Source organism: Peribacillus phoenicis (genome assembly GCF_047238085.1).
Classification (GTDB): domain Bacteria; phylum Bacillota; class Bacilli; order Bacillales; family DSM-1321; genus Peribacillus.
In genome coordinates, this window is sequence record NZ_JBDFMF010000004.1 from 130,556 (window position 1) to 154,487 (window position 23,932).

Annotated in this window: 19 protein-coding genes and 1 riboswitch; of the genes, 4 read left to right on the forward strand and 15 right to left on the reverse strand. The window is 39.3% G+C overall.

Features of this window, described 5'->3' with window-relative positions:
- Positions 1–135: 135 nt before the first annotated feature.
- Together ABC374_RS27810 and acpS are read right to left on the reverse strand one after the other, a co-directional pair.
- On the reverse strand, positions 136–1,140 hold the full coding sequence (locus ABC374_RS27810; protein WP_413020579.1) for a LolA family protein: 1,005 nt from the start codon (positions 1,138–1,140) through the stop codon (positions 136–138).
- Positions 1,141–1,383: 243 nt separating this feature from the next.
- Complete coding sequence (gene acpS, locus ABC374_RS27815) at positions 1,384–1,734, reverse strand: holo-ACP synthase (RefSeq protein ID WP_413020580.1); 351 nt, start codon at positions 1,732–1,734, stop codon at positions 1,384–1,386.
- Positions 1,735–1,842: 108 nt separating this feature from the next.
- Here acpS and ABC374_RS27820 point away from each other — a divergent pair, with 108 nt between their 5' ends.
- The gene (locus tag ABC374_RS27820) at positions 1,843–2,433 is read left to right on the forward strand and encodes a rhomboid family intramembrane serine protease (RefSeq protein ID WP_413020581.1); all 591 of its coding nucleotides are present in this window, start codon (positions 1,843–1,845) and stop codon (positions 2,431–2,433) included.
- 26 nt (positions 2,434–2,459) lie between these two features.
- Here the strand turns inward: ABC374_RS27820 and ABC374_RS27825 are convergent, their stop codons facing one another.
- The 3 genes from ABC374_RS27825 to cshA form a co-directional block, all read right to left on the reverse strand.
- Positions 2,460–3,923: a PH domain-containing protein gene (locus ABC374_RS27825; RefSeq protein WP_413020582.1), complete on the reverse strand. Its 1,464-nt coding sequence runs from the start codon at positions 3,921–3,923 to the stop codon at positions 2,460–2,462.
- On the reverse strand, positions 3,916–4,389 hold the full coding sequence (locus ABC374_RS27830; protein WP_402843700.1) for a PH domain-containing protein: 474 nt from the start codon (positions 4,387–4,389) through the stop codon (positions 3,916–3,918). Before ABC374_RS27830 ends, ABC374_RS27825 begins: the two co-directional genes overlap by 8 nt.
- A 213-nt stretch (positions 4,390–4,602) precedes the next feature.
- Positions 4,603–6,102 carry a degradosome RNA helicase CshA gene (cshA, locus tag ABC374_RS27835; RefSeq protein WP_181762276.1) on the reverse strand — a complete coding sequence of 500 codons (1,500 nt, stop codon included), beginning with the start codon at positions 6,100–6,102 and terminating at the stop codon, positions 4,603–4,605.
- Between the two features lie 1,366 nt (positions 6,103–7,468).
- Between cshA and ABC374_RS27840 the strand changes: the two genes are divergently transcribed.
- Positions 7,469–8,620, forward strand: coding sequence for a PP2C family protein-serine/threonine phosphatase (locus tag ABC374_RS27840; RefSeq protein ID WP_413020583.1), 1,152 nt, complete (start codon positions 7,469–7,471; stop codon positions 8,618–8,620).
- Positions 8,621–8,672: 52 nt separating this feature from the next.
- Here ABC374_RS27840 and ABC374_RS27845 read toward each other — a convergent pair whose 3' ends face one another.
- The 4 genes from ABC374_RS27845 to ABC374_RS27860 form a co-directional block, all read right to left on the reverse strand.
- Complete coding sequence (locus tag ABC374_RS27845; protein WP_413020584.1) at positions 8,673–10,055, reverse strand: UDP-N-acetylmuramoyl-tripeptide--D-alanyl-D-alanine ligase; 1,383 nt, start codon at positions 10,053–10,055, stop codon at positions 8,673–8,675.
- Between the two features lie 152 nt (positions 10,056–10,207).
- Complete coding sequence (locus ABC374_RS27850; protein ID WP_413020585.1) at positions 10,208–11,290, reverse strand: D-alanine--D-alanine ligase; 1,083 nt, start codon at positions 11,288–11,290, stop codon at positions 10,208–10,210.
- Between the two features lie 184 nt (positions 11,291–11,474).
- Positions 11,475–11,621 (reverse strand): hypothetical protein, encoded by a 147-nt coding sequence (locus ABC374_RS27855; RefSeq protein WP_413020586.1) that lies wholly within the window; start codon positions 11,619–11,621, stop codon positions 11,475–11,477.
- Positions 11,622–11,760: 139 nt separating this feature from the next.
- The gene (locus ABC374_RS27860; RefSeq protein ID WP_350300950.1) at positions 11,761–12,543 is read right to left on the reverse strand and encodes a hypothetical protein; all 783 of its coding nucleotides are present in this window, start codon (positions 12,541–12,543) and stop codon (positions 11,761–11,763) included.
- Between the two features lie 205 nt (positions 12,544–12,748).
- Here ABC374_RS27860 and ABC374_RS27865 point away from each other — a divergent pair, with 205 nt between their 5' ends.
- Complete coding sequence (locus ABC374_RS27865; RefSeq protein WP_413020587.1) at positions 12,749–13,492, forward strand: class I SAM-dependent methyltransferase; 744 nt, start codon at positions 12,749–12,751, stop codon at positions 13,490–13,492.
- Positions 13,493–13,551: 59 nt separating this feature from the next.
- On the opposite strand, the gene ABC374_RS27870 is transcribed toward ABC374_RS27865, so the two are convergent.
- The 5 genes from ABC374_RS27870 to ABC374_RS27890 form a co-directional block, all read right to left on the reverse strand.
- Entirely contained in the window at positions 13,552–14,811 is a 1,260-nt protein-coding gene (locus ABC374_RS27870; protein ID WP_413020588.1) for a cation:dicarboxylate symporter family transporter, read from the reverse strand.
- Positions 14,812–14,984: 173 nt separating this feature from the next.
- Positions 14,985–15,132: riboswitch (cyclic di-AMP (ydaO/yuaA leader) on the reverse strand.
- Positions 15,133–15,333: 201 nt separating this feature from the next.
- Positions 15,334–16,593, reverse strand: coding sequence for an efflux RND transporter periplasmic adaptor subunit (locus tag ABC374_RS27875; RefSeq protein WP_413020589.1), 1,260 nt, complete (start codon positions 16,591–16,593; stop codon positions 15,334–15,336).
- A gap of 14 nt (positions 16,594–16,607) precedes the next feature.
- A complete protein-coding gene (locus ABC374_RS27880; RefSeq protein ID WP_350300946.1) occupies positions 16,608–17,270 on the reverse strand; it encodes a hypothetical protein in 663 nt (220 codons plus the stop codon).
- A gap of 129 nt (positions 17,271–17,399) precedes the next feature.
- Complete coding sequence (locus tag ABC374_RS27885) at positions 17,400–18,293, reverse strand: diacylglycerol/lipid kinase family protein (RefSeq protein WP_413020590.1); 894 nt, start codon at positions 18,291–18,293, stop codon at positions 17,400–17,402.
- 129 nt (positions 18,294–18,422) lie between these two features.
- Complete coding sequence (locus tag ABC374_RS27890; protein ID WP_413020591.1) at positions 18,423–19,301, reverse strand: TetR/AcrR family transcriptional regulator; 879 nt, start codon at positions 19,299–19,301, stop codon at positions 18,423–18,425.
- A gap of 189 nt (positions 19,302–19,490) precedes the next feature.
- Here ABC374_RS27890 and ABC374_RS27895 point away from each other — a divergent pair, with 189 nt between their 5' ends.
- Complete coding sequence (locus ABC374_RS27895; protein WP_413020592.1) at positions 19,491–22,622, forward strand: efflux RND transporter permease subunit; 3,132 nt, start codon at positions 19,491–19,493, stop codon at positions 22,620–22,622.
- A gap of 198 nt (positions 22,623–22,820) precedes the next feature.
- On the opposite strand, the gene ABC374_RS27900 is transcribed toward ABC374_RS27895, so the two are convergent.
- A complete protein-coding gene (locus tag ABC374_RS27900) occupies positions 22,821–23,660 on the reverse strand; it encodes a tyrosine-type recombinase/integrase (protein WP_350300942.1) in 840 nt (279 codons plus the stop codon).
- Between the last annotated feature and the right edge of the window lie 272 nt (positions 23,661–23,932).

Below are 23,932 nucleotides of genomic sequence, written 5' to 3' on the forward strand. Positions count from 1 at the left end.
ACATTGATTCTAATTTCCCAGCTGCAGCCTAAGTCAGTTGGAAGGATTAAAAATGTCAACAAGCCGCTCCCCCGCCTATCCTACCCAGAAGAAACCTTCGTAAGGAGACGGGAAACATCAGCTTGTTATGTAATCCTATTTGACTGGTTCTTCCCCAACCGAACGGGCGACTTCCATCATCTCTTCCTGTGTCAAATCCTTTGATGCAAGCATATAATCGACACCTTCAAAAGTCCATGCAATCGTATTTCCTGTCATGGCCCCGACAGTATAACCTAAATCAACCGGTTCTCCATTCACATTCGTCGAAACGGAAGTTTGAACTACCTCAGCTTTTTCCTGAACTAATGTAAAGCTTTTTGTACCCTCATAGGTCAAAACGACACGTTCTCCCTTTTCCGTCGTAATTTCTTTTTCTTCCGTTAAATTCATATCACCAATATTCTCAGGGTATTTCACTGCAAATCCTTCATTTTGGACTTCTGCCATAACGGGTGCTTCAAGTTGTGCACTTGTCATGTTTTTCTTCATATCAAATGAATCTTTATCAAAAGTCGTATCGAACTTAACTTTCGAGAATTCAACTAGTACCAATGCGGTCTTATCAGGGTCCATGACTTTTACACTGACTGGGGATAAATCCTTTTTGTTTATAGTAATCTCTTGATATGGCAACATCTTATTGTTTTGGTAGCGTGTTTTCGTTTCAAAGACATAATGTTTATCCGTTTCTTTATATGTCGCACTTTTATCTTCCGTAATGTCTTTCACCAACGACTCGAACAAATAGGCCTGACTGCTGTTCTCCGGCCACTCGCTTTGAAATTTAAAGCTTTTATTCAAAGCTGGCGTCAGAACATATACACCATCATCATTTTTCAAAATCATCTGGCTTTGATCCTTCTCTTCATTTTTCAGATTTACGCGGTAAAAAGAAGGGTCCTTGTGCCAAATCTCCACATTATACACTTGAGGCTCCGTCCCCATCTTCAATGTCATCTTCGCGTTAGCTTTATATCCTTTCATTTCGCCAAGCTTCTCATTCAATTCACTCACTACGTCACTCTGTGATTTTTGGCCGCAAGCAGAAAGAGCAAGCAAGAGCATGATCCCTGCAAAAAGCATTACCATCTTCTTCATCTTTTCAACCCCTTTTTGTCATTTGAACGTAAAAGGGAGAGGAAAAGGCAGGATCCGGACATTGGCTCGACTGATGTCTTAGATTCCTCGGCATTTTAGACACGGACCCATTCTCGATCCGGCTAAAAACTTTTCGAGAGCACCTACTCTGCCATGTACCTTTTACCGGGCCTTGTCTCCCTATAGCACTAAATGTATATGAGACAACCTAAAGGTTTATGACCCGATTGGACAAAACTTCATTCACCCTTCAATTACGATTTGAGCAACCGCATAATCCCGGCTGTGGCTAATCGAAAGATGGACCCCTTCAGAAAACGGCTTTGAAATCATCGGCTTTCCTTTATCATCCGAAATGATTTCAATATCCAAAAAGGATAAGTGCTTACCGATCCCTGTACCGTTTGCTTTTGAAAAAGCCTCCTTTGCCGCAAAGCGCCCAGCAAAATACTCGACCTTCCTTCTTCCATTTAACTTTTCGAAAATCAAGATTTCCCTTTCTGTTAATATACGCTCCTTTAAACGGGGTTGCCGATTAATCAGTTTTTCCATTCTATCCAACTCAGTAATGTCCACGCCTATACCTTTAATCACTTTGACACCTCTTCTATTAATTTAATAAGCTGCATATCATTAGGAGGACTCTTTTACCTGAAAATGATAATATTGTATTTAATTAAAAACGATAATAAGGAGGAATTTATGTTTACAAGAACAGAAACCTTCCGCGAATACGCAAATTCATATCGAGCTGTTACTGTGCTCATACTCATTATGATGATTGTATTCGTTCTTGTCCTCTTCCCCATATTTCCCGGCAATGTACTCTTTTATTATGGCGCAGGAGTGAACTTATACATCGCTGATGGACAATGGTGGCGTTTGATCACCCCCATCTTTCTACATAGCACGTTTACACATTTACTGTTTAACGGCTTCTCACTTGCCATCTTCGGTCCATTCCTAGAGAAATTACTTGGAACCGTCAAGTTTTCAATCTTCTTTTTATCGACAGGTATCCTTGCCAATATCGCAACCTTTCTAATTAACCCACTGACCTATAACCACGTAGGTGCTAGCGGAGCAATTTTTGGTTTACTCGGATTCTATCTATATCTTGTACTCTTCAATAAAACCAATTTTACGAACAACGAAAGAAATACAGTATATACACTGACCGGGATTGCCGTCATCATGACCTTCATACAACCGCAGATCAATGTTGTCGGTCATTTGGCTGGACTGGCAACCGGCTTTTTAACAGCTCCATTATATTTAAGAAAAAAATGGTAGGACAAACAGCCGACGCTTTTCTTCAATCATTGGGAGTCGACTGCTTTTTTAGGTAAATACCATGATTTAATTATTAGGCAATCCTTTTCTTCCACATCAGCAACCATGCCGACCCGGGAGGTGATTCCTGATTTGACCGATGCTGAAATCGTTGCTAATTCTTTTCGATTTTGAAACCAACTTTTTTTATATGTGATTGATTGAATTCTGCTTCTCTGCATGATCAATGTTTGCTTCGAGAAAAAACGGCTGCTCAATAGCAACAAATTCCCATCTATGCTCCATCCTGCATCTCTATATTGCATGCAAGCCCAAAAAATCGCCAACGGTACAAGCAAAAGAGAAAGATAACCCCAAGGTCTGAAAAACCATACCAAGGCACCGATGATCGGGATGAGGTACAGAAACTTACGAAACACATACCGGGAAAGTGCACGCTTAGGAATCGGTGTCATCTCAGTGGTTGTTTCATAAACCGGTAAAATTTCCAGGATTTTTTCATGTAAATGCCTCTTCCTGATTAAAGGGAACAGCATGATGGATAGACTTTCTTTATCTTCCATATTGCCTCCAGCATATTCAATATAAACCGTCGCCAATCCCAATGGCTTTCGAATCAAATTCTCCATGATCCGGATACCTTGAATTTTATGGATAGGGATTGTCAGCTGTCTTTTCTCGAGAAGTCCTCTGGAAATAACGATTTCCTCATCCGTTTTTAACACGGTAAAGGAAGCATATTTAATTACCATACTTAATGTGGCCAGTACATAAACCACCAGTAAAGCCACCAGGGCAAACAAGGTCAGAATGATGGTCCCCATTTCAATAAACTCTTCATAATCCTTAAATATCCTCTCAAAAGGTATCATTTCATCGAACTGTGAAATAAAAGCGATTGCCCCAGATAGGAAGACACCTACCGCTCCTGAAGTGGCAGCCATGACGAATAGCTGCGGCAATGTCTGCTTAAAAACGGAAGACGATTTAGCTGCATATTCTTTATTCGCAACTTCATCTCTATCCTTATCAAAAGGATTTTTCGCATTTTTTTCCTCACTTATAAAAGCATTGATTCGTTCCGCATCACTTTTGCTTATGGCTGATAATACGGCATCGGCCTGAGACCCGCCTGCCGTTTCAATATTCAGCTTCACCAGGCTGAATATCCTTTGGATGATGCCCTCTGATATATCTATGCTATGGATCCGATCAAACTTTATATACCGTTTCTTCCTTACGAATACCCCGGACTCAATTCTGAATTCGCCCTCTTCTATGCGATATGTAAAACGTAACCATTGAAGGAATGCAATGCCTATCAGTAAAAGTATAATAATGGCAATGACCAGCGGTTGTATCCATCCAGGAATTCCTTCATTCTTCCCAGGAATGACGACCACTAATAAAAAAGGGATGACTAACTCCTTAATCGATTTAATGATGTTAAGCAATACAGCTATGGGGTGAAGCCTTTTAGGATCAGACATCTTCTTCCTCCACACTTGCCATTCTCGAAATATAATGTCGCAATTCATCTGCCTCTGCAAGGTCCAAGGCAGGGATAACATGAAGGGTCGCTGCAGTGGAAATTTCAACGGAGGCTAAATCATATTTTCTTAATAATGGCCCTTGCTTCGTTTCAACATGCTGAACCCTTATCATGGGTATGAGTGTTCTTTTAATGACGAAAATACCACTTTGGATATCAATTTCGGTATTTCTTACTTCGTAACGCCACCTCTTCCATTTCACCGACGGAATCAGAAAGATGGCCAGATAGGATTGGATTATCGAAATTATGATCAACGCTCCAAACACCCAATATGTCCAATCAAAAATGATTGTAAGCACGAGTACGGCGATGCTTATAATCCAGGTTATTGAACAGCTTATAAGACCACTGATTTTCCATACGGTCAAGGCCTTATTCGATATGCGATTTTCAGGTTCCATGTGCTTCTCCTCTTCCGGACAGGTAATGCTAATTGAATCATCATCATCCATCCTTGCTTTCATCCATTATACTATAATTAAATACTGGAAATTAACCCCTTTTCAAACAAAGGCTTTGAGCATCCCACAAAAAAACCTTTACCATTCGGATACCATAGCATTGGAGATGCACATAAAAAAATGCCGCTCAAATGAGCGGCATTTCCAATTCAATTAAATCTTATTTGTTTTTTCTCTTTTTTGGCTCGTGCTGCGGTTTCCGTATCCATTCGATTTACGGTTCGTGCTTGGGCGTTTACTCGATCCGCTACCGTAATCTTTTCTGCCTGAAGAACTGCGGCCATTGCGCTGTCTGTTACTAGAAGAACTGCTTCCTCCGCGATTGCGACGCATTGGAGATGGAGATTCTTCCGTTAACTTGATAGGCGTTTGATCCGGTTCTTTTGTCATTGATTTAAGCATAGCTGCAACTAAATCAGCTGCGCTATGTTTTTGTAATAATTCTTCCGCTTGACCAAGGTATAATGTTAAATCTTCATTCTCGATTGTATTAAGGATTTTTTCCGTTACTGCTTTTTGTTGACCTTCCAACGCTTCAGTTAACGTAGGAGTCTTAAGTTTCTCCATACGTTTTTTCGTTGTATGTTCAACTGCATGCAGTTGGCCTCTTTCTCTTGGTGTTACAAACGTAATGGCAATACCATGTTTACCCGCACGTCCTGTACGCCCAATACGGTGAACATAGCTTTCCGGATCTTGAGGGATATCAAAGTTGTATACGTGAGTAACGCCTGAAATATCAAGTCCACGTGCAGCCACATCAGTAGCAACGAGTACATCGATGCTGCCGTCTTTAAACTTTTTCAATACAGAAAGGCGTTTTGCCTGACTAAGGTCACCATGAATGCCTTCAGCCATATAACCGCGGATATTCAATGCAGATGCCAATTCATCGACACGGCGTTTCGTACGTCCGAAGACGATGGCAAGATCCGGTGTTTGAATATCGAAAAGGCGTGCAAGTGTATCGAATTTTTCACTTTCTTTTAACTCCAAGTAATATTGTTCGATACGATCCACTGTCATTTCTTTTGCTTTCACACGAACAAGAACAGGTTCCTGCATGAATCTTTCGGCAATTTTACGGATTGGATCAGGCATTGTAGCTGAGAAAAGCAATGTTTGCCTTTCGTCAGGAACAGTTGAAAGGATCAATTCGATATCCTCAATGAATCCCATGTTAAGCATTTCATCGGCTTCATCAAGAACTACAGTGTGAACTCCGCCTAATTTAATATTTTTACGTTTGATATGGTCTAAAAGACGACCAGGCGTACCAACGATAATATGTGGTTTTTTCTTTAAAGCACGGATTTGACGGTCGATGTCTTGTCCACCATAAACTGCAAGTACACGAGCGCGTTTTCCGTAACCAAGTTTGAAAAGCTCCTCGGAAACTTGAATCGCAAGCTCACGTGTAGGTGCAATGACAATCCCTTGCACGTTTTCGTTATTAATATCGATGTTTTCCATCAATGGAATACCAAATGCTGCTGTTTTACCTGTTCCTGTTTGCGCTTGACCGATGATATCTTTACCTTCAAGTGCTAGAGGTATCGTTTGGGATTGAATCGGGCTCGCTTCTTCAAATCCCATTTTTTCTATTGATTTCATGGACGTTCTATCTAATCCTAATTCGCTAAACAATGTCAATGTTTTCGTACTCCTTTTTATATCGTAAATTTACACGTGCATTCATGGATCATGCACAGATGTTTTAGTTCAAATCCTCATCATCATGACGGATGTTCTTCTTTATCTCTTATAAAAAGTTTATCATTATCACCTAAAAGTATGTCTGCCTTTTAGTTCAAATGAACTCAATATGATTTTTTAAAAAGGAAATATACCAGTACGGACATTCACTGGCATTTTTAACTTCGCGCACGTGTAGACTTATCATTTACATACGCTCATCTTTTTAAAAGTACATGTAACCAAAATTAAATTCAATATGGAAAATTAAAAGTAGCATAAACGGATGTTTCACCGTTTTATTCAGGTGAGGGCTGCTGCACCTATTATTTCATCAGACTTAAAAAGGCTGCATGAACAAAACTTGACGAGAGCCAAGATTCTTATACAAAACAGGCCCGGTGCGTTGAGGATTTGCAGAAGTGGAAAAGCGCTAAAATGCGGCTTTGATTCCCAATAGCTACTAAAGCCGCCAAGAGATGCAGCTTTTATATATGACCAGACGCGAGGCCTATTTAATCTAAAATAATCTCAAGAATGAACTCATGAAACATGTAAGAACATACAATTTTGTTGCCTCAACCTGATTAATTTTAAATAATCATCAATGATAAGACATTTAAACTCATATCTCATATTACCATTTTCAAACTGTTAATGCAATAAAGGATATCGCCCCATTCAGAGTTACTAAAAACTTTAGACCGTTTCAAAAATGAAGAAATTAGTCATTTCTTCCTGTTAAATATGCAGCCGTGACACTTTTGAGTAAGAATATAGCTTGTTCATTCAATAATGGGTAAAAAACACATGGACTGATTATTTCATCAATATGATTACCGTTTTACTATATCCATTTATGCCTAAGTGGATTCAAACTTAGACAAATTCGAAGAAAGCGAGTTTGCCTACAGTTTTTTATTTAAGAAACGTTCCAGTGGTTTCAGAAATCCAGTTAGGGGGATTTCACAAAACAGGAATCTAGTCCTGTTAAAATCATGGTTCGTTATGAGAGCATTCCAGCCTCTTGTCGACTTACTGTATCCATTTATATTTTTCACAAAACGATCATCCATTTATATATCATATGTGTTTAAATCAAATAGTTTCAACAAACCTTTTTCAGGAAGGATTAGTTTTAATGATGAACACCCTTTCACGGTTACCCCCGTTGGAAAGAAAGGACTTATCAAGAATTCTCATTGAATTTACAGGTATATAGGAGCATTTAATTTTTGAAAATTCCATCTTTTTGCTTAAAAATTATAGCAAATAAGTGTAAATGCAGTATGATTGACCTATCAACAAAATAACGGGGGGTTATATGAACATATTCACAATAGATGTTCCTTTATGTAAGGATTTTGGTCGAATCTTAAAGAAAATGAACAAGAAAGTCACCTTTTTGGAGGATCCACTTAATCAAAGCCATCTATTCAAGAATTCAACAGACTTAATGAAATCATTATTTGTTTTACCTTTACACATATCAAAAGACTCTTGGCAGCAAACTTCTATGTACGCCTTGGCAGAATCTCACGAAATCCCTATCTTATTCATTTACAAACGCACTTCAGGAATGGAGACCCCTCCGGCCTTACCAGAAAAGACCTTTTATGAAACCATGGCGGTCCCTGCCGATTCAGTGGAAGTCAGGATTAAATTAAAGTCACTCCGAAACATCAGCATGCAACTGTTTTCGGCAAAAATGAAGGGGCAAGAGCTTGAAATGATACACCAAAAATCAGCAAGGAGCCTGAGAATTGCAAAGGGCATTCAACTTTCAGGTTTACCTTTGTCGATCAATAATGAAGATATAGAGGTCAAAGGCCTTTCCCAGCCTTCAAGTGAACTGTCAGGGGATTTATTTTACTGGACGGAGGTTGATGACAGGATATACGGCTTCATAATGATCGATGTATTCGAAAAGGGCATTCATACAGCACTTATAAACATGTCCATACGCACATTGATCCCCGACCTTATCAAACGTGTAAAAGACCCCATTTTCATAACAAAGGAACTGGATAAACTAATGCAGGATTTATTTCAAGGAGTTAATCAGGAAAACAAAAACCATGCTCGCATTACTGCCTTCATCGCATACGTGAATACAAAGGATCGGCTCATCGAATATGTGAATTACGGACTTCCTTCAGCTTTTTTGTATTCCCCATGCACCAATCAAATTCTCAATTTGAACGAAGGAGCCACCCCAAACGGACTGATTCCCGAATTGCCCATTCAAAAAATAGTCTTTCAGTATGAACCTGGAAGCCGTTTCATCATCTATACAGATGGACTCTCTAAAACGCCCCTACCTTCCGCCATTGACCGATCTGACCATATCGAAAGGGAATTCATCGAAAATGTCCATCTCGATACACAAGACCTTCTTCAGGAGCTATTGGTCTCAAGGATGAGGCATTCAGTCATTAACGATGACATCTGCATTATTGCCGGGACACTTTTTTAAGCACGATAAAAAGGGCCGTTTCAAAAGAAGAAACGGCCTTTTCTATGTTTTTTTATTTTTGCAGAGCTTGAACGACTTCCTCCAGCTTCATGCCCCTAGAAGCTTTAACAAGTATGATGTCATTTTCCTGTGTGGACGATTTTAGTTCCTCTATAAGCTTCTGCTTATCTTGAAAAGGACGAACCTGCTCCGAAGAAAACGCCTTGCTCGCTCCCTTGGCAATAAACTCGGCTAAAGGACCATATGTGAAGATCTTATCGATCCGCTCACTGGAAATCAATTCACCAATTTTCAAATGAAAGTCTTTTTCCTGTGGCCCTAACTCCAACATGTCTCCCAATACAAGTATCTTTTTTTCGAATCCAGATAAGCCCTCAACCAACTCCACTGCTGCCTTTACTGAAGTTGGGCTGGCATTATACGCATCATTGATGATTTTCTGCCCTTTCGCGCCCTCGACCAATTCCATCCTCATATTCGTTAATTGAATGGTCGACAGACCTTTACGGATCGCTGAATCATCCACATTGAATTCTTTAGCAACCAAGATTGCTGCCAATGCATTAAGAACATTATGATTGCCTAAAACGGGTATCTCATAATTGGTTTCCTTATCACCGCTTGCGATTGTAAACGTGGTACTGTCTGCCCCTTGGTTAATGGTCTGTGGATATAAATCATTTTGTTCCGTACGTCCAAAAGATATTACGTTTAAATCAGGAAAATCCTTTTTGATCCGATTGCGGAGCAATGGTTCATCACCATGATATATCAGCGTTCCATCTTTCGCCAAACCTTCGACAATTTCCAACTTCGCATTCGCGATTTCCTCTCGTGATCCTAAATCCAATAGGTGTGATTCACCGATATTGGTAATGATCGCAACATCAGGCTTTGCCATTTTGGATAAGAACTCGATTTCACCGCGGCTGCTCATTCCCATTTCCAACACAGCGGCTTCAGTATCCTCTGCCATAGAAAGCACTGTTAGTGGCAACCCTAAATGATTATTGAAGTTCCCATTTGTTTTATGAACTTTATAGGTAGTGGCCAACAGCGCAGCCGTCATATCCTTCGTAGTCGTCTTACCGTTGCTGCCTGTTATCCCAATGACTTTTATATTCAACTGCTGACGGTAAGAACGCGCCAATTGCTGAAGTGCTTTCTCGGTATTTTCGACAATGATTATCGGTAACTCATCAGGAGGATTCGGAACATCCCTTTGCCAAAAAGAAGCCGCAGCTCCTTGCTCTAAAGCTTGCTTGACATACTGATGGCCGTCAACCTGCTCACCCTTAAGCGGAATGAACAAACATCCTTCCTTAACCGTTCTTGAATCGATGGTAACCCCATTAATACCTTCGGACTGGAATGGACTGATATCATTCAATCCCTCTGCCATTTCATGTACTTGTTTTAACGTTCTCTTTATCATTTTGTTCCTCCTACATTCATCGAACCGTTAATCGATCTCCATTAACCAAACGAAGCAGAAACCAGTTTAAATCGCACCGGTTCCTGCTGATTGGAATCCATCAAATCAATGCTAGATGGATTGTGGAGTTTACTGATACATTACTTGCATGATCAAACTGTATATTTGATTTGTTGTTTTTCCTGATGACGTTCCAAGGCAAGTTTCACGAGTTTTTCAATTAACGCTGGATAGTCGACACCTGTGTGCTTCCACAATAACGGAAACATGCTGAAAGGAGTAAACCCAGGCATTGTATTCACTTCATTAATATAGATTTGCCCCTCATTCGTTAAGAAGAAATCAGCGCGAACCAATCCAGAGCAATCCAATGACTTAAAGGCAGTAATGGCCATTTCGGATAAAGCTGCATACTCGCTTTCCGTTATCTCCGCTGGAATGACCATTGCAGAATTACCGTCAACATATTTTGCTGAATAATCATAGAAGGCAAAATCTTTCTTAGGGATGATTTCGCCTGCCACCGAACAAGACGGTTCATCATTACCAAGTATTCCAAACTCAAGTTCACGAGCTACGACCCCTTCTTCAATGATGACCTTCCGATCGAATTGGAAAGCTTCCGCTACCGCTTTTTCCAGTTCATCAGCATCATTACATTTGCTGATACCGACACTGGAGCCTAAATTGGCAGGTTTGACAAAACAAGGGTAACCCAATTCATCCGCTACCTTTTTAATGGCACTTTCAGTATTCTTCTCCCATTCAGAACGAATGAACCAAGTGTATTTGACTTGAGGAAGTCCCGCCTGGGCAAAAATGTTTTTCATGATGACCTTATCCATTCCTGCTGATGAAGCCAATACGCCATTCCCTACATAAGGAAGGTTCAATAGTTCCAGCATCCCTTGCACGGTCCCATCTTCTCCATTTGGTCCGTGAAGCAATGGGAAAATTACGTCATACCCTGTTGATTTACTATTTTCTTCAGTTGAATGTGCCTGCAAGGCAAGGGGCGAGCTCGATTTATCCGATGAAAATGTCAATGCATCCACACTCTCGGCAGGTCCTGTTAACTTCGGTCCATTAATCCATGAACCCTCTTTTGTTATGTAAATCGGATATATATCAAACTTTGCTAAATCGAGAGCTTTAATGACCGCTAAAGCCGTCTGCATAGAAACCTCATGCTCCGCAGATTTTCCACCATAAAGCAAACCAAGTTTAGTTTTCATGAGTTATTACCCTCCAATATTCTTTTAACCATGTTCATTGTATCACTTTACACTAAAATGGTTAAAGCGAAACTTCCATCATTGATGCTTCTCCAATGATTACCATAAGCGGAACACAGGTTAAAACCGCCACATCCTGTGGCAACTCCTGTGCTAGCACATCCTGTGCGTCGCAATCGAACGTTTACAGGCTGTTGGCCCACCACATTTCTTTTTCATTACATTTGCCACCGCTTTCCTTACAGCCTGTTAATGCGGGGTAAAGCGAAACTTCCATCATTGGCGCTTTTCCAATGATTACCATAAGCGGAACGCAGGTTAAAACCGCCACATCCTGTGGCAACTCCTGTGCTAGCACATCCTGTGCGTCGCCCTCTCTTATCTTTTATGCATGAGATGGTAAGTCTTACACCTAAAAAAATTCAAAGGTGCCAAATAATCCATTCCACGAACCTCGGAAGTTTGGATAATCAGGAGAATGATGTATTTTTAATAACGCTTTCCCATACCCTTTCTTTTCGATTGAAGATAATAAAGGCATCCGGCTCTTTAATATCTTTACCTGAAAAGTCATCATGCATTTCATCCATGTTTAAATAATCCCCTACGACCCATGCCGGTATCTCAATTTTCGTTCTTGTATACTTAACATGCCGAAAGGAAAAAACGAGCCCCTCTGCCAGGATATGAGCCAAGGAAGAAATGATTTCTGCCGGAATCGCCGTCAGCTCTCTTTTCTTTCTGATTCCAAGCCAAGTCCTCTCTACTTTTAAAAGCTCCAGCTTTAGTGGAATCAGGCCTCCTAACATCTTATAATATGTCGAAAGAGAACGAAAATAAATTTTATTGAACCAGCCATCATCCTGGGCAAGGTACACAAATTGATTATTCAATTTACGGAAAAACGGAGGATCCAGATGAGTTTTTGCGTGCCCTAAATATAATAGTTCCGCTATTTCCCTTCCATCCAATTCATCCAACCCTTCTCTTTCTTCAAAATCGATCCAACAGAAATCTCCATATGCCCGGACATTTTCTTTAACTAGCTTCGCAATATCTTCAGATGAAGCACTCTCTAGCAGGACATTCAAATTGTATTCCCCGCCATTGAATTCATGTTTCAATAATAAGATGGAATCCAAGGTATATGGCAGCGAATAGACGAATTCACGAAAATTGAGTCCATTGAAAAGGACAAACCGTTCGGAAGCCTGCATATACATATATAAGATATCATTGCTATCATTCTTCATAACCTGACCCCCTCCGAGCTCTTAATCAATAATGTTATTTTACCAAACTTTTGGGTTTTCACGTAAGTTATATAACCCCCAATATTAATCATCATCAGCACCATGTGAATAATGCGAAACATGTACTCCATATTAACCAATATGTTAAGGAACACACTCGACAAACTAGAAATATCCATATTATAGTAAGAATGAAGATTAAATCATGGATAAAATTGAAAAAGGTTTTATCATTAATTCTTTTCATGGAGCCGCTTCCGTTTATGCTGATGCAACTAAAAAATTAGGTTTGTGGCAATCAGAGGATTATGCATTCGAAAAATATTTAAATCGGGAAGATGCAATCCTTGATATCGGATGCGGTACAGGAAGAACCACCTTCGCTCTATATAAAAAAGGATTCCAAAATCTAACGGGAATCGACCTGACTCCTGCCATGCTTAATGAAGCCGAAAAAATTGGGCATGAATATAACCTGGACATACCCTTTATCCTTGGCGATGCAACCGACCTCCCTTTCAACGACACATCATTCGATAAAGCAATCTTCGCTTTTAATGGTTTAATGCAAATTCCCCAGCGAAAAAACCGCACATTGGCTTTAAAAGAAATCAACCGTATTTTAAAACCTGAAGGACTCTTCATTTTCACAACACATGACCGTGATAAAAACGAAAATTACCTGAACTTTTGGGAGCAAGAGGAAATGATTTGGTGTGTTGGTAAACAAGATGAGAGGCTTTATGAATTTGGGGATATTTTCACATCCGGAAAGACGCTTCAGGAAGATACTTACCTCCATATCCCAACTAAACTTGAAGTCCATGAGTGCCTGGAGGAAGCACGGTTTACAGTCATCGAAAGCTTTTATCGAAGTGAATTATTCCATGAAAACGATGATGTCATCGCTTTCTCTTCCGATTGCCGCTTCTGGATCGTCCAAAAATAAGGAAGAACTTTTTAATTCAAAAAAAATCCAGAGTGAAATGTCACTCTGGATTTTTTGTATTAAGAAACTTGTTCTAATTCTTTTTTGGAAGGAGGGTTGAATTGACCTTCCCATTTAGAGATAACGATTGCCGCAAGTGAATTACCGATAACGTTTACTACTGTACGTCCCATATCAAGAATACGGTCGATACCGGCAATAAATGCTAGACCTTCAATAGGAATACCGACAGTTCCCAATGTCGCTAAAAGAACTACGAAAGATACACCTGGTACACCAGCAATCCCTTTGGATGTGATCATTAACACTAGCATCAGCGTAACTTGCTCATACACGCTTAAATCGATTCCGTACATTTGAGCGATGAAGATAGCTGCTAACGCTTGGTATAATGTAGAACCATCAAGGTTAAAAGAGTATCCAGTCGGGATAACAAATGTAGCAATATGTTTCGGACATCCCGCTTTCTCCATTTTTTCCATGATTTTCGGAAGAACCGCTTCAGAACTTGCAGTAGAGAAAGCAAGAATCAATTCTTCTTTTAGAAGTTTAATCAATGTAAAGATATTGAATCCTACAAATTTTGCAATAAGACCCAGGATGACAATTACAAAGAAAATCATTGTTCCGTAAACAGAAAGCGCTAACTTTCCTAACGGAATTAAAGATTCCAAACCGAACTTGGAGATAGTCACACCGATTAATGCAAATACACCGATAGGAGCGAATTTCATGACCATGTTAGTCAGGTAGAACATTCCTTCAGCTACACCTTGGAAGAAACGGAATACTGGTTTACCTTTTTCACCGATGGCCGCAATACTAAGTCCAAACAACACGGAGAAGAAAATGATCGCTAGCATATCGCCTTCTACCATTGCTTTAACTGGATTGGATGGTACGATGTGTACAAGTGTATCTACGAACGATTCATGCTGCTTAGTTTCTGCTGTATCAACATATGTGGAGATATCAGTTTGTTCCAGTTTATCCATATTCACACCAGCACCAGGCTGGATAATATTCGCTGAAATTAAACCAACAGCAATCGCTATCATAGTTACGACAACAAAGTATGATAATGATTTAGCACCTAGTTTACCTACCGCTTTCAAATCACCTACACCGGCAACTGCAACGATAAGGCTGGATACGATGATCGGCACTACGATCATTTTAATCATTCGTAGGAAAATGTCTCCGAATGGCTGTAAAAAGCTTTGGGCCGACTCATTACCATAAAAAATGGCACCAACGATAATCCCTAGAATTAAACCAATGAAAATTTGGCTAGCTAAACTTAATTTGAATTTCTTCATTTACTTTCCTCACCTTCCATAAAGTCTTTGATGCAAAAACATTTTTGTCTCGGTAAGGGAAACAAGATACTAATAAAAAGAAAGTAATTTTTCTTTTTTTGAAAAACTCTGTCTTTACGCCGAAAAAAAAGACACTTCATGTGTCGATTTCTTATTGGCGTGAATATTCACACATGTTCCCTTAAAGACGCTGACGAGGTTAGCTGTCGGGTTAGGAATTGGAAACACAAATGCCCTTTCATTTCTGAATTCACCCCTAGCGGATAAAATCCACAAAAATGGGTCCCCCGTTCTTGGAATAAGATTAAGCGAGTTAACTTATAATAAAATATTATACTAAAAATGATAATCTGTAAATATTAATTCGCATTAGTTCTAGAAAAAATCTTTAAATATGTCTGAATATTCTGCATTAAAGACTATTGTATCTATAATTACTCTTCCCGATTTTTAATCACATAAGTTATATTGATATATAATTAAGAACTAATTTGACATCACCTCTCTTGATGTAAGAAGCGGTTATTTTTCCAAAAAGCCAAGCAACAGAAATCTTACTTTTTCCCTAGAGGTGAATTTTTTATAAGTTGCCGCTTTCACTTTTTCAAATTGGATCGGGGTAATAAAATAAGAATGGTTCTTCGCCACATCCGGCTCCATTAGAATGACGTCACCCACCGACGGTCCCTTTATGATTTCTTGCATCCCTTCAGCCTTAAGCCCTTTTGTAATGTAATGTTTATCCACATAGCCTTTTTTAGTCAATTTGTAAACATAAGGCTGTTTATGGTATTGTACCGCCTCTATAGGAATGGAGAGGACACCTGCTTTCTCATTGGTTATTACAGTAAGGTTCACTTTGGATCCCACCAACAAAGCTTCCGTTTCTTCACCTTCCGATTCGATTAGTGCCTGAAATGGAAATCTGTTATCTTTTTTTAATGACGGCTCTTCAGCGGGATAGGAATGGATGCGGCCTATCTTCCCTTTCAATGCCGTTTTTGAATCAGAGGAACTTGCTTTTATAGTCATGCCCACTTCAGCCTTTTTCATTTCCTCTTCGGTGAAATCCCCTTCAATTGCCATATTTGTCGAAACAATGGATATAATGGGATTATTCAGGTTTTTATTGATATTTTTAACTACACCATCAGCCTCACTCGTCGACATGATCGCACCGGACTGACCCTCAATTGAACTTAATTTAGCGTCAAGCATTTTCACTTTTTCATTCAAGCTGTTTTTTTCCAGCTCCTGCTTGTACATTTCTTGCTCAATGTTACTTTTAATAAGATCTGAGGAACTTGTTGTTATATCAATTTTCAAGTTTTTTTCCACCGATTCATCAATGGCTGCTTTATCAGGGTTACTGGTCAGGTTCCCTTGATAAGACCTCAACTTCCCTATGAATTCCTCAATCCCTGCAATTTCTCCCTCAGCTTCCGTTTTCTCCGCTTCTAAATTCGCTTTAAGAGCATCAAGTTCAGTCGTCGTATACTCAAACAACGAGGAGCCAGCCGTAATCGCATCGCCTTCTTTAACAAGGAATTTCTTAAAATCATTTTTCTTGGTGTCAAAATAGATATCATACTCTTCTACAGGTTTAATTACCCCATTTGTTTGAATAGTATCCGTAATTGTATCTTTTTTTACCTTTGTCCAGTTTTCAACGAAAACAGTTCGTTCCACTTTGCTTTCTTTTTTTTCAATAAGGTATAAATTAACGGTTATTAACACTACCGACGCAATGGAGACCGCCGCCATTTTCCATTTCCCGCTCATTCATTTCACCCGCCTTATACAAATACGCCAACTTGGATGTATGCTAAAAAGGCTTTAACAAACCATGTGGCCAGATAGAATAGAACAATCATTAAAAGGACCAAATAATTATTTCGTTCTGAAAACTCCTTTAAATAAAAATATTGCAAAGCAATAATAAGAAATTGAAAAATGGTGATTTCGCTGAAAAAATGAATGAAATAATCACTTCTGAGAAAATACTGACTGATGATCCCCAACGAAAAAGGATTGGCATCGCTGCCTATATCCATTAAAACGAATAGAGGAATCAGAAATATTTTTTCCACTAATTGCAAGACAAAAAGAATCATTTGAACGATGACTAATTTTATATATGGGATATCTGTAACGATCCAAAAGAATAGAGCTGATAAAAATATGTATATGGAAGGGTCGATTATGCCTGTTATTATGTTGCCGCTCAAAATCAGCAACTTTGCTCCTTCGAATTCTTCGGCACTCATATTCGTGATTTCTTTGGAAAATGATTCTGAACCAATGCCAAAATATCCCCCAATGGCGAATACTATAAGACTAAGAAAATATAAAAATAGTAATTTCAATCCAAGCTTTGTGACTGCCTCTGCATTTTGAAGCTGATAACGACTCCGATGAGGCTCTAAAAGGCCCTTTATTAATCTGACCTGGTACACCATATGTGGACCTCCTGCAAAAATTGATATATCTTCATATATTTTATCTTATTTTGGAAACAATTGCAGAAATAAGGAATGAATATACAAAAAAAACACATAATCATTCCCATTCAAATTTAATCCGCCATATTAATTTGGAGTTAATACTGACAAATGTTGGGCAAGGACTTTAATGCGTGCAGGAGTTCGTCTATAGTTCTCTCCATCCATATCCACATCAAGCGGCCTCTTGGTTTCAATGGTCAGGGTATCGGCTTGTAAATAATTCACCCCAGAGTCAGAGATCATATTTTGCGTCCATGAACGCTTCATCGCTATTATTTCTAAAAATGCACCAAGGCTTGCATTTTCCAAGATGGCAACGCCGAAGAGTCCATCATCTGGACTGATCATGGGAAAGGGCAATAAATTGGTGCCGATAAAACAACCATTCAAAACCAAAATCATAACTGCTTCCCCTTCAATAACATTCCCATCATATTTTAGTTTATAGGAAAAGGGAGCATTCTCGCCAATCGTCCTGACAGCACTTAATAAATATCCTATCTTTCCAAACCTGTTTTTTTCCTGCTCATCAATATTGCTTGATGCATCTGAAATAAGCCCTACTCCCCAAAAATTAGAAAAATAATCGTTGTTGGCCTGGCCAATATCAATTGAACGAACCTTGCCATTCACTAATGCTTCTGCAGCTTGACGAACATTTTGAGGAATCTTTAATGTTCTGGAGAAGTCATTGCAAGTCCCTCCAGGTAAAACCCCAAACAGCGGCCGCCTCGGAAGCGGCGAAAGGCCATTTACACACTCATGTACCGTTCCATCTCCTCCTAAAACGAAAACTACATCCATGGCTTCACCATATTCCAAGCAAAAACGGCATGCATCGCCTTTTTCCTTCGTTTTCATAATGAGAAACTCATCAATATGCGGAGCTATTATTGGAAGACAACCCTCAAGATTCCTTTCGAGTTTATCATTACCGGCATTTTCATTATAAATCAGCATTCCCTTTTTCCATCGCATGATTTTGCCTCCATATTATAGAAAGAATTGTTTTCTTCCCATCACTTTTACCTTTTCCTAAACCCTCGCTTTTAAAACTCATTAAGAATCATGAAAAAAAGAGGCTATACGCCCCTTTCTGATAAGCCTTCATAAACTTGTCAAATAATCCTTCATCATTAAGATAAGTTTTGAAGACAAGGGACTTCTTTTATCATTTTTTTCCAAAAATAACAAAAGACTTTCCAAGATGATGGGGCTTGGCCTAACTTTTGAAAATTCTTCCTGGATCGCCTTTAAAGCTTCCGTATTTTTACGTGTATCCATGCCCTCTTCTTTACGTGTTTCCACTTCCAGCATCCTGACGATGATCGAATGGATTTCCTCTTTTGGGCTCATATCCCGCATCGAGCATCCTGGTAGGGGAAATTGTTTCAATAATGGATCTTCCATGTTCTGCAGGCTTGCGATAATTGAATCCATCCGGTTCAATATGAAGCTAGGTAACAATTCCACATCGAAAGCATTTTGTTTCCTGATCAATATTCCGATATATCCTTTGAAAAGGGAATCCAAAATTATGGTGCAATCCGGCAAAAGATCAGCCGAAAGTCCCGGGTATAACTCAGTGATTTTACGCTTGAACCAAATCAAGCCCTCTTCATGGATATAATGTAAAAATCTATCTAGTTCTTTGCTGATATGGACCATTTGTTCCTGCATCATCATTTGAATCAAGTTGGTATTTCCCGTCATATGCTCAATGTGAACAGTGATTTGCCTCATGAACTTGTCTTTACTGGACAACGAAGCATCCAGTTCAAGATCAAGCAATGAGTCCGTCAACGCTTCATAATAAAATTTAAAAATGGAGACCAGTAATTCTTCCTTCGACTTAAAATGATTATAAAAAAACCCCTTTGCTATCCCACATTTTTCAGCAATTTCCTGAACGGAAGTGGCATGATAGCCTTTCTCCGCGAAAAGTTCTACAGATTTATCTATGATCATCTTATTTTTTTCTTTCATCAAATTCATCCTATCTCTTAAAATTATCCGTTGGTGACCAGTGGGTCACATCTTCCAAATTGTATCCCAAAACCCTTGAAATCACAACGTTAACGCTAACGAATATTATCTGTTGCAATCATAATCCATATACTATATATTTGAGCTTGTGACCGATTAGTCACAATTTTATGTATGGAGGGTACAAGCTTGAATTCAATAATTAAATTTTCATTAAAGAATAAATTGGCAATTTGGTTGCTTACGATCATCATCGTTGCAGCTGGTTTATACTCAGGTTTAAACATGAAACAAGAAACCATTCCAAGCATCTCGACTCCTTTAATAAGCATCTCCACTGTATATCCTGGAGCTGCACCTGAAGAAGTAGCAGATAAACTCACGGACCAGATTGAGCAGAAAGTAACAAATTTGCCAGGAGTAGAATTAGTCAGTTCTTCGTCCATGGCTAATGCCTCTTCCGTCCAATTACAATATGATTATGATACGGATATGGACGACGCTGTAAAAGAAGTGAAAGAAGCTTTAGAGAAATTAGAACTGCCTGAGGGTGTGGATGCCCCAAGCGTCTCTAAATTAGAATTAAACGCTTTTCCTGTCGTCGCCCTCAGTGTAACAGATAAGGGTTCTGATTTACCAGCTCTTACAAAAAACGTCGAAGAGGTGTTGGTGCCTAAACTTGAAGGGATTGACGGCGTGACATCCGTATCAATTTCCGGACAACAAGTAAATGAAGGCAGCCTTGTATTCGATGAGGAAAAGATGGCTCAATACGGGCTCGATGAAGAAACCGTAAAGAAGGTTATCCAGGCCGCAAACGTCAACATGCCGCTTGGCATATATAACTTTGATGATAAAGAAAAAACGATCGTTGTGGATGGAAACATCTCCACATTAAAAGACCTGAAAAATATAAAGATACCTTTAACCGGCGGCTCTCAAACAGGAACGCCAGCACAAACCGGATCGGAAACCAATCAATCAACTCCTGATATGGCAACAGGTCCTGCCCAACTGCAAAATGTCAAATTATCAGACATTGCCGATGTTAAAATCACCGGTAAGGCTGAATCGATTTCAAGAACAAACGGTAGCGAATCGATTGGAATCCAGGTTACAAGATCGCCTGATGCCGATACAGTTGCAATCGTAGACGAAGTAAACGAAGTAGCATCTAATTTCAAAGAAGAGTTTAAAGGCGTAAGTGTACACACTACGCTTGATCAAGCTAAACCGATTAAAGATTCTGTTGAAACCATGATCAGCAAGGCACTCTTCGGCTGTCTGTTTGCCGTCATTGTTATCATGCTGTTCCTTAGGAACTTTAAAACGACTCTCATTTCCGTCATTTCGATTCCATTATCCCTGTTAGCCGCACTTTTGGTGCTCAAACAAATGGATATTTCATTGAATGTCATGACACTTGGAGCCATGACGGTTGCCATTGGCCGAGTCGTCGATGACTCCATTGTCGTCATTGAAAATATTTATAGAAGAATGGCTTTAAAAGGAGAACAATTAAAAGGCGGCGAATTAATACGATCAGCCACTAAGGAAATGTTCATCCCTATCCTTTCATCGACAATCGTTACTGTAGCCGTATACCTGCCTTTAGCCAGCGTTACAGGACCTGTCGGGGAACTATTCATGCCATTCGCCTTAACAATGGTGTTCGCATTGGTCGCTTCATTAATAATCGCCATCACTCTTGTTCCGGCAATGGCAGACTCTTTATTTAAAAAGGGACTATCCAAAAAAGAATTAAAATCACATGAAGAAAAACCAAGCAAACTATCAGCATTCTACCGAAAAGCACTGGATTGGTCGTTAAACCATAAGATAATCACTTTCGGTACAGCCATTGTATTATTGGTCGGCAGCTTATTCCTGATCCCAAGCATCGGTGTCAGCTTCATGCCTGCAGATGAAGAAAAAACGATTATCGTCACTTACACTCCCGCACCTGGAGAGTTAAAAGAAGATATTGAAAAGCAAACAGAAAAAGTAGAAAAATACTTCATGGATAAAGACGATGTGAAGACCGTTCAATACACACTTGGTGAAAGCATGATGGGCGGCGGCATGATGGGCGGCTCGAGTAACTCGGCTCTCTTCTATGTACTCTATGATGAAGACACCGAAAATTTCGGGGACAAAAAAGAAACCGTCATAAAAGAATTAACTGAACTTGATTCACCTGGAACATGGAAACAACAAGATTTCACGTCAACATCAAGCAACGAAACCACTCTATTTGTTTACGGAAATACACAAAAAGATATTGAACCGGTAATTGATGATATTCAAAATATCATGAAGAAAAATAAAGATTTAAAAGATGTTGATACAAGTCTTTCCGATGCTTATGAGCAATACACTCTAGTTGCAGACCAAGAAAAGCTAAGTGACCTTGGACTGACAGCTGCACAAATTGGCATGTCCATTGCCAATACGAATAAAGATGATGCTTTAACTACCATTAAGAAAGATGGAGAAGAAGTCAAAGTATATGTCGAGACAAAAGAAACGACATTCGAAGACAAAAAAGATCTTGAGAATACTAAAATTTCTTCTCCAATGGGAATGGAAATCCCATTGAAAGAGCTTGTGAAAATCGAAGAAGGCAAAGCTTCCGATACAATCAGCCGCCGCGATGGAAAAATTTATGCCGACGTGTCTGCAACAATCAAAACGGATGATGTGGCAGCAGTAACAGCAGATGTACAAAAGGAAGTTGATAAATTGGACCTTCCCGCAAGTGTTACTATAGACTATGGCGGAGTGACTGAAGATATCCAAGAATCATTCACTCAACTTGGTATCGCTATGTTAGCGGCCGTTGCTATCGTATACTTTGTCCTAGTCGTTACTTTCCATGGTGGTTTAGCACCAATAGCCATTCTCTTCTCCTTACCATTTACGGTAATCGGGGCATTGGCAGGGCTATTCGTTGCAGGTGAGACCATCAGCGTTTCGGCAATGATGGGTGTCCTGATGCTTATTGGTATCGTTGTAACCAATGCCATCGTATTAGTGGACCGTGTTATCAAGAATGAAGAATCAGGGCTATCTACCAGGGAAGCTTTACTCGAGGCAGGAGCCACCCGTCTACGCCCAATCCTGATGACTGCACTTGCCACAATCGGCGCTTTAATACCTCTGGCAATCGGTGCAGAAGGCAGTGGATTAATATCACAAGGTTTGGGAATTACCGTTATTGGCGGACTTGTGAGTTCTACATTGCTAACACTTGTAATAGTACCGGTAGTATATGAAGTAATAATGAAAATAGGTAAAAAGAAGAAAAAAACAGTTAAGTAAAGAATTAAAAAAGAGGGGATTCCTTATATTAGGAATCCCCTCTTTCTTGATTCAACAATGCAATATGCTCTTATAAATACAACTGCACAGGCCCCAACGTCACGTCCTGTTCGTCATTTCCAAGGAAATTCGTTTGTTTTAAAATCTTATATTAACAAAAAAGGGAAAGAGCTCGCTTTCCCTTTTAATTTATATGGATTAATGTTTGGTGAAAGTTTGGTCTATCGCATTTGCCAGGTCCAGCGATTTTTCTTTTAGATAACGCTTCGTTACGTTTAAATCTTTATGACCGGCAAGCTTGGATATCGTTTGTATATCTATTCCATTATCCACTAACCTTTGGCAAAAGGTATGTCTCAGTTTATGTGGATGCACATTGTATTTTTTTAATATATATTGAACTGACCTCGGAGTGATCCTTTGATTATAGCTTGAGATGAATAACGGATCTGCTTTATCTTTTAAAGAACAAAGATAATTTTGTACATGCTGTATAGCCGATATTGTAAGTGGAACGGATCTATCGATTTCACCTTTTGCGTTCCTGACAAGTATATAATTTCGTTCTGTTTCCATGATGACGTCGCGGCCATTTAAGTCACATAATTCGGAGACACGGATTCCTGTATGTAACAAAAGGTAGACGATGGCAATGTTTCTTAGATTTCCTTCTGCTTCTATATCTCTTAACAAAATCTGCTGTTCATTTATGCTTAAAGTTTCAGGTACCTCAAGCTTGTGCTCCTTAACCTTACGTTCCACAGAAAGCATCACTTGCGGTTTACCTAAAAATTTAAAGAAAACATTTAAGGCGATATAGTGTTTTTCGATAGTTCCTGGGCTTTTCTTGCAATTTTCCAAATAATCAAGATAACCCTGAACATCTTCAGAATGAATCTCCATCAATATCTTTTGTGTCTGGTCACAAAACTGTGAAAGGACACCAGTATACGTTTTGATCGTATTAGCTGATTTGCCTTGGTCTCTCAACCATTCAGCAAACGAAAAAATCATTTCATCTTTAGCAGAGGTATCCATCGGCTATTCCCCCAATGACAGTTTCAGAACTACGTTAAGTTTAACATATATCCCTATAGAAACGAAGAATTCTGTCCCTTTGTCTTAATCAGATATGGATAATGCAGATAGAAGTAAAAATTAATATGCATCCATAGTATGCCCTACCATGTATACTGCATATAACCTTCCTTATGGTCCTTTTTACTTCTCTACTTTTTAACAGATTTAATTTTATATACTTAAGGATTGACAACGGCAAAAAAAGACCAGCCGGATGGCGGATCTTTTGA

Excerpts from the sequence above, each read along its gene's own strand:
- ABC374_RS27810 (WP_413020579.1), bottom strand. The coding sequence starts at position 1,140 with ATGAAGAAGATGGTAATGCTTTTTGCAGGGATCATGCTCTTGCTTGCT.
- ABC374_RS27820 (WP_413020581.1), top strand. The coding sequence starts at position 1,843 with ATGTTTACAAGAACAGAAACCTTCCGCGAATACGCAAATTCATATCGA.
- ABC374_RS27825 (WP_413020582.1), bottom strand. The coding sequence starts at position 3,923 with ATGTCTGATCCTAAAAGGCTTCACCCCATAGCTGTATTGCTTAACATC.
- ABC374_RS27830 (WP_402843700.1), bottom strand. The coding sequence starts at position 4,389 with ATGGAACCTGAAAATCGCATATCGAATAAGGCCTTGACCGTATGGAAA.
- ABC374_RS27840 (WP_413020583.1), top strand. The coding sequence starts at position 7,469 with ATGAACATATTCACAATAGATGTTCCTTTATGTAAGGATTTTGGTCGA.
- ABC374_RS27845 (WP_413020584.1), bottom strand. The coding sequence starts at position 10,055 with ATGATAAAGAGAACGTTAAAACAAGTACATGAAATGGCAGAGGGATTG.
- ABC374_RS27850 (WP_413020585.1), bottom strand. The coding sequence starts at position 11,290 with ATGAAAACTAAACTTGGTTTGCTTTATGGTGGAAAATCTGCGGAGCAT.
- ABC374_RS27860 (WP_350300950.1), bottom strand. The coding sequence starts at position 12,543 with ATGAAGAATGATAGCAATGATATCTTATATATGTATATGCAGGCTTCC.
- ABC374_RS27865 (WP_413020587.1), top strand. The coding sequence starts at position 12,749 with ATGGATAAAATTGAAAAAGGTTTTATCATTAATTCTTTTCATGGAGCC.
- ABC374_RS27870 (WP_413020588.1), bottom strand. The coding sequence starts at position 14,811 with ATGAAGAAATTCAAATTAAGTTTAGCTAGCCAAATTTTCATTGGTTTA.
- ABC374_RS27875 (WP_413020589.1), bottom strand. The coding sequence starts at position 16,593 with ATGAGCGGGAAATGGAAAATGGCGGCGGTCTCCATTGCGTCGGTAGTG.
- ABC374_RS27880 (WP_350300946.1), bottom strand. The coding sequence starts at position 17,270 with ATGGTGTACCAGGTCAGATTAATAAAGGGCCTTTTAGAGCCTCATCGG.
- ABC374_RS27885 (WP_413020590.1), bottom strand. The coding sequence starts at position 18,293 with ATGCGATGGAAAAAGGGAATGCTGATTTATAATGAAAATGCCGGTAAT.
- ABC374_RS27890 (WP_413020591.1), bottom strand. The coding sequence starts at position 19,301 with ATGAAAGAAAAAAATAAGATGATCATAGATAAATCTGTAGAACTTTTC.
- ABC374_RS27900 (WP_350300942.1), bottom strand. The coding sequence starts at position 23,660 with ATGGATACCTCTGCTAAAGATGAAATGATTTTTTCGTTTGCTGAATGG.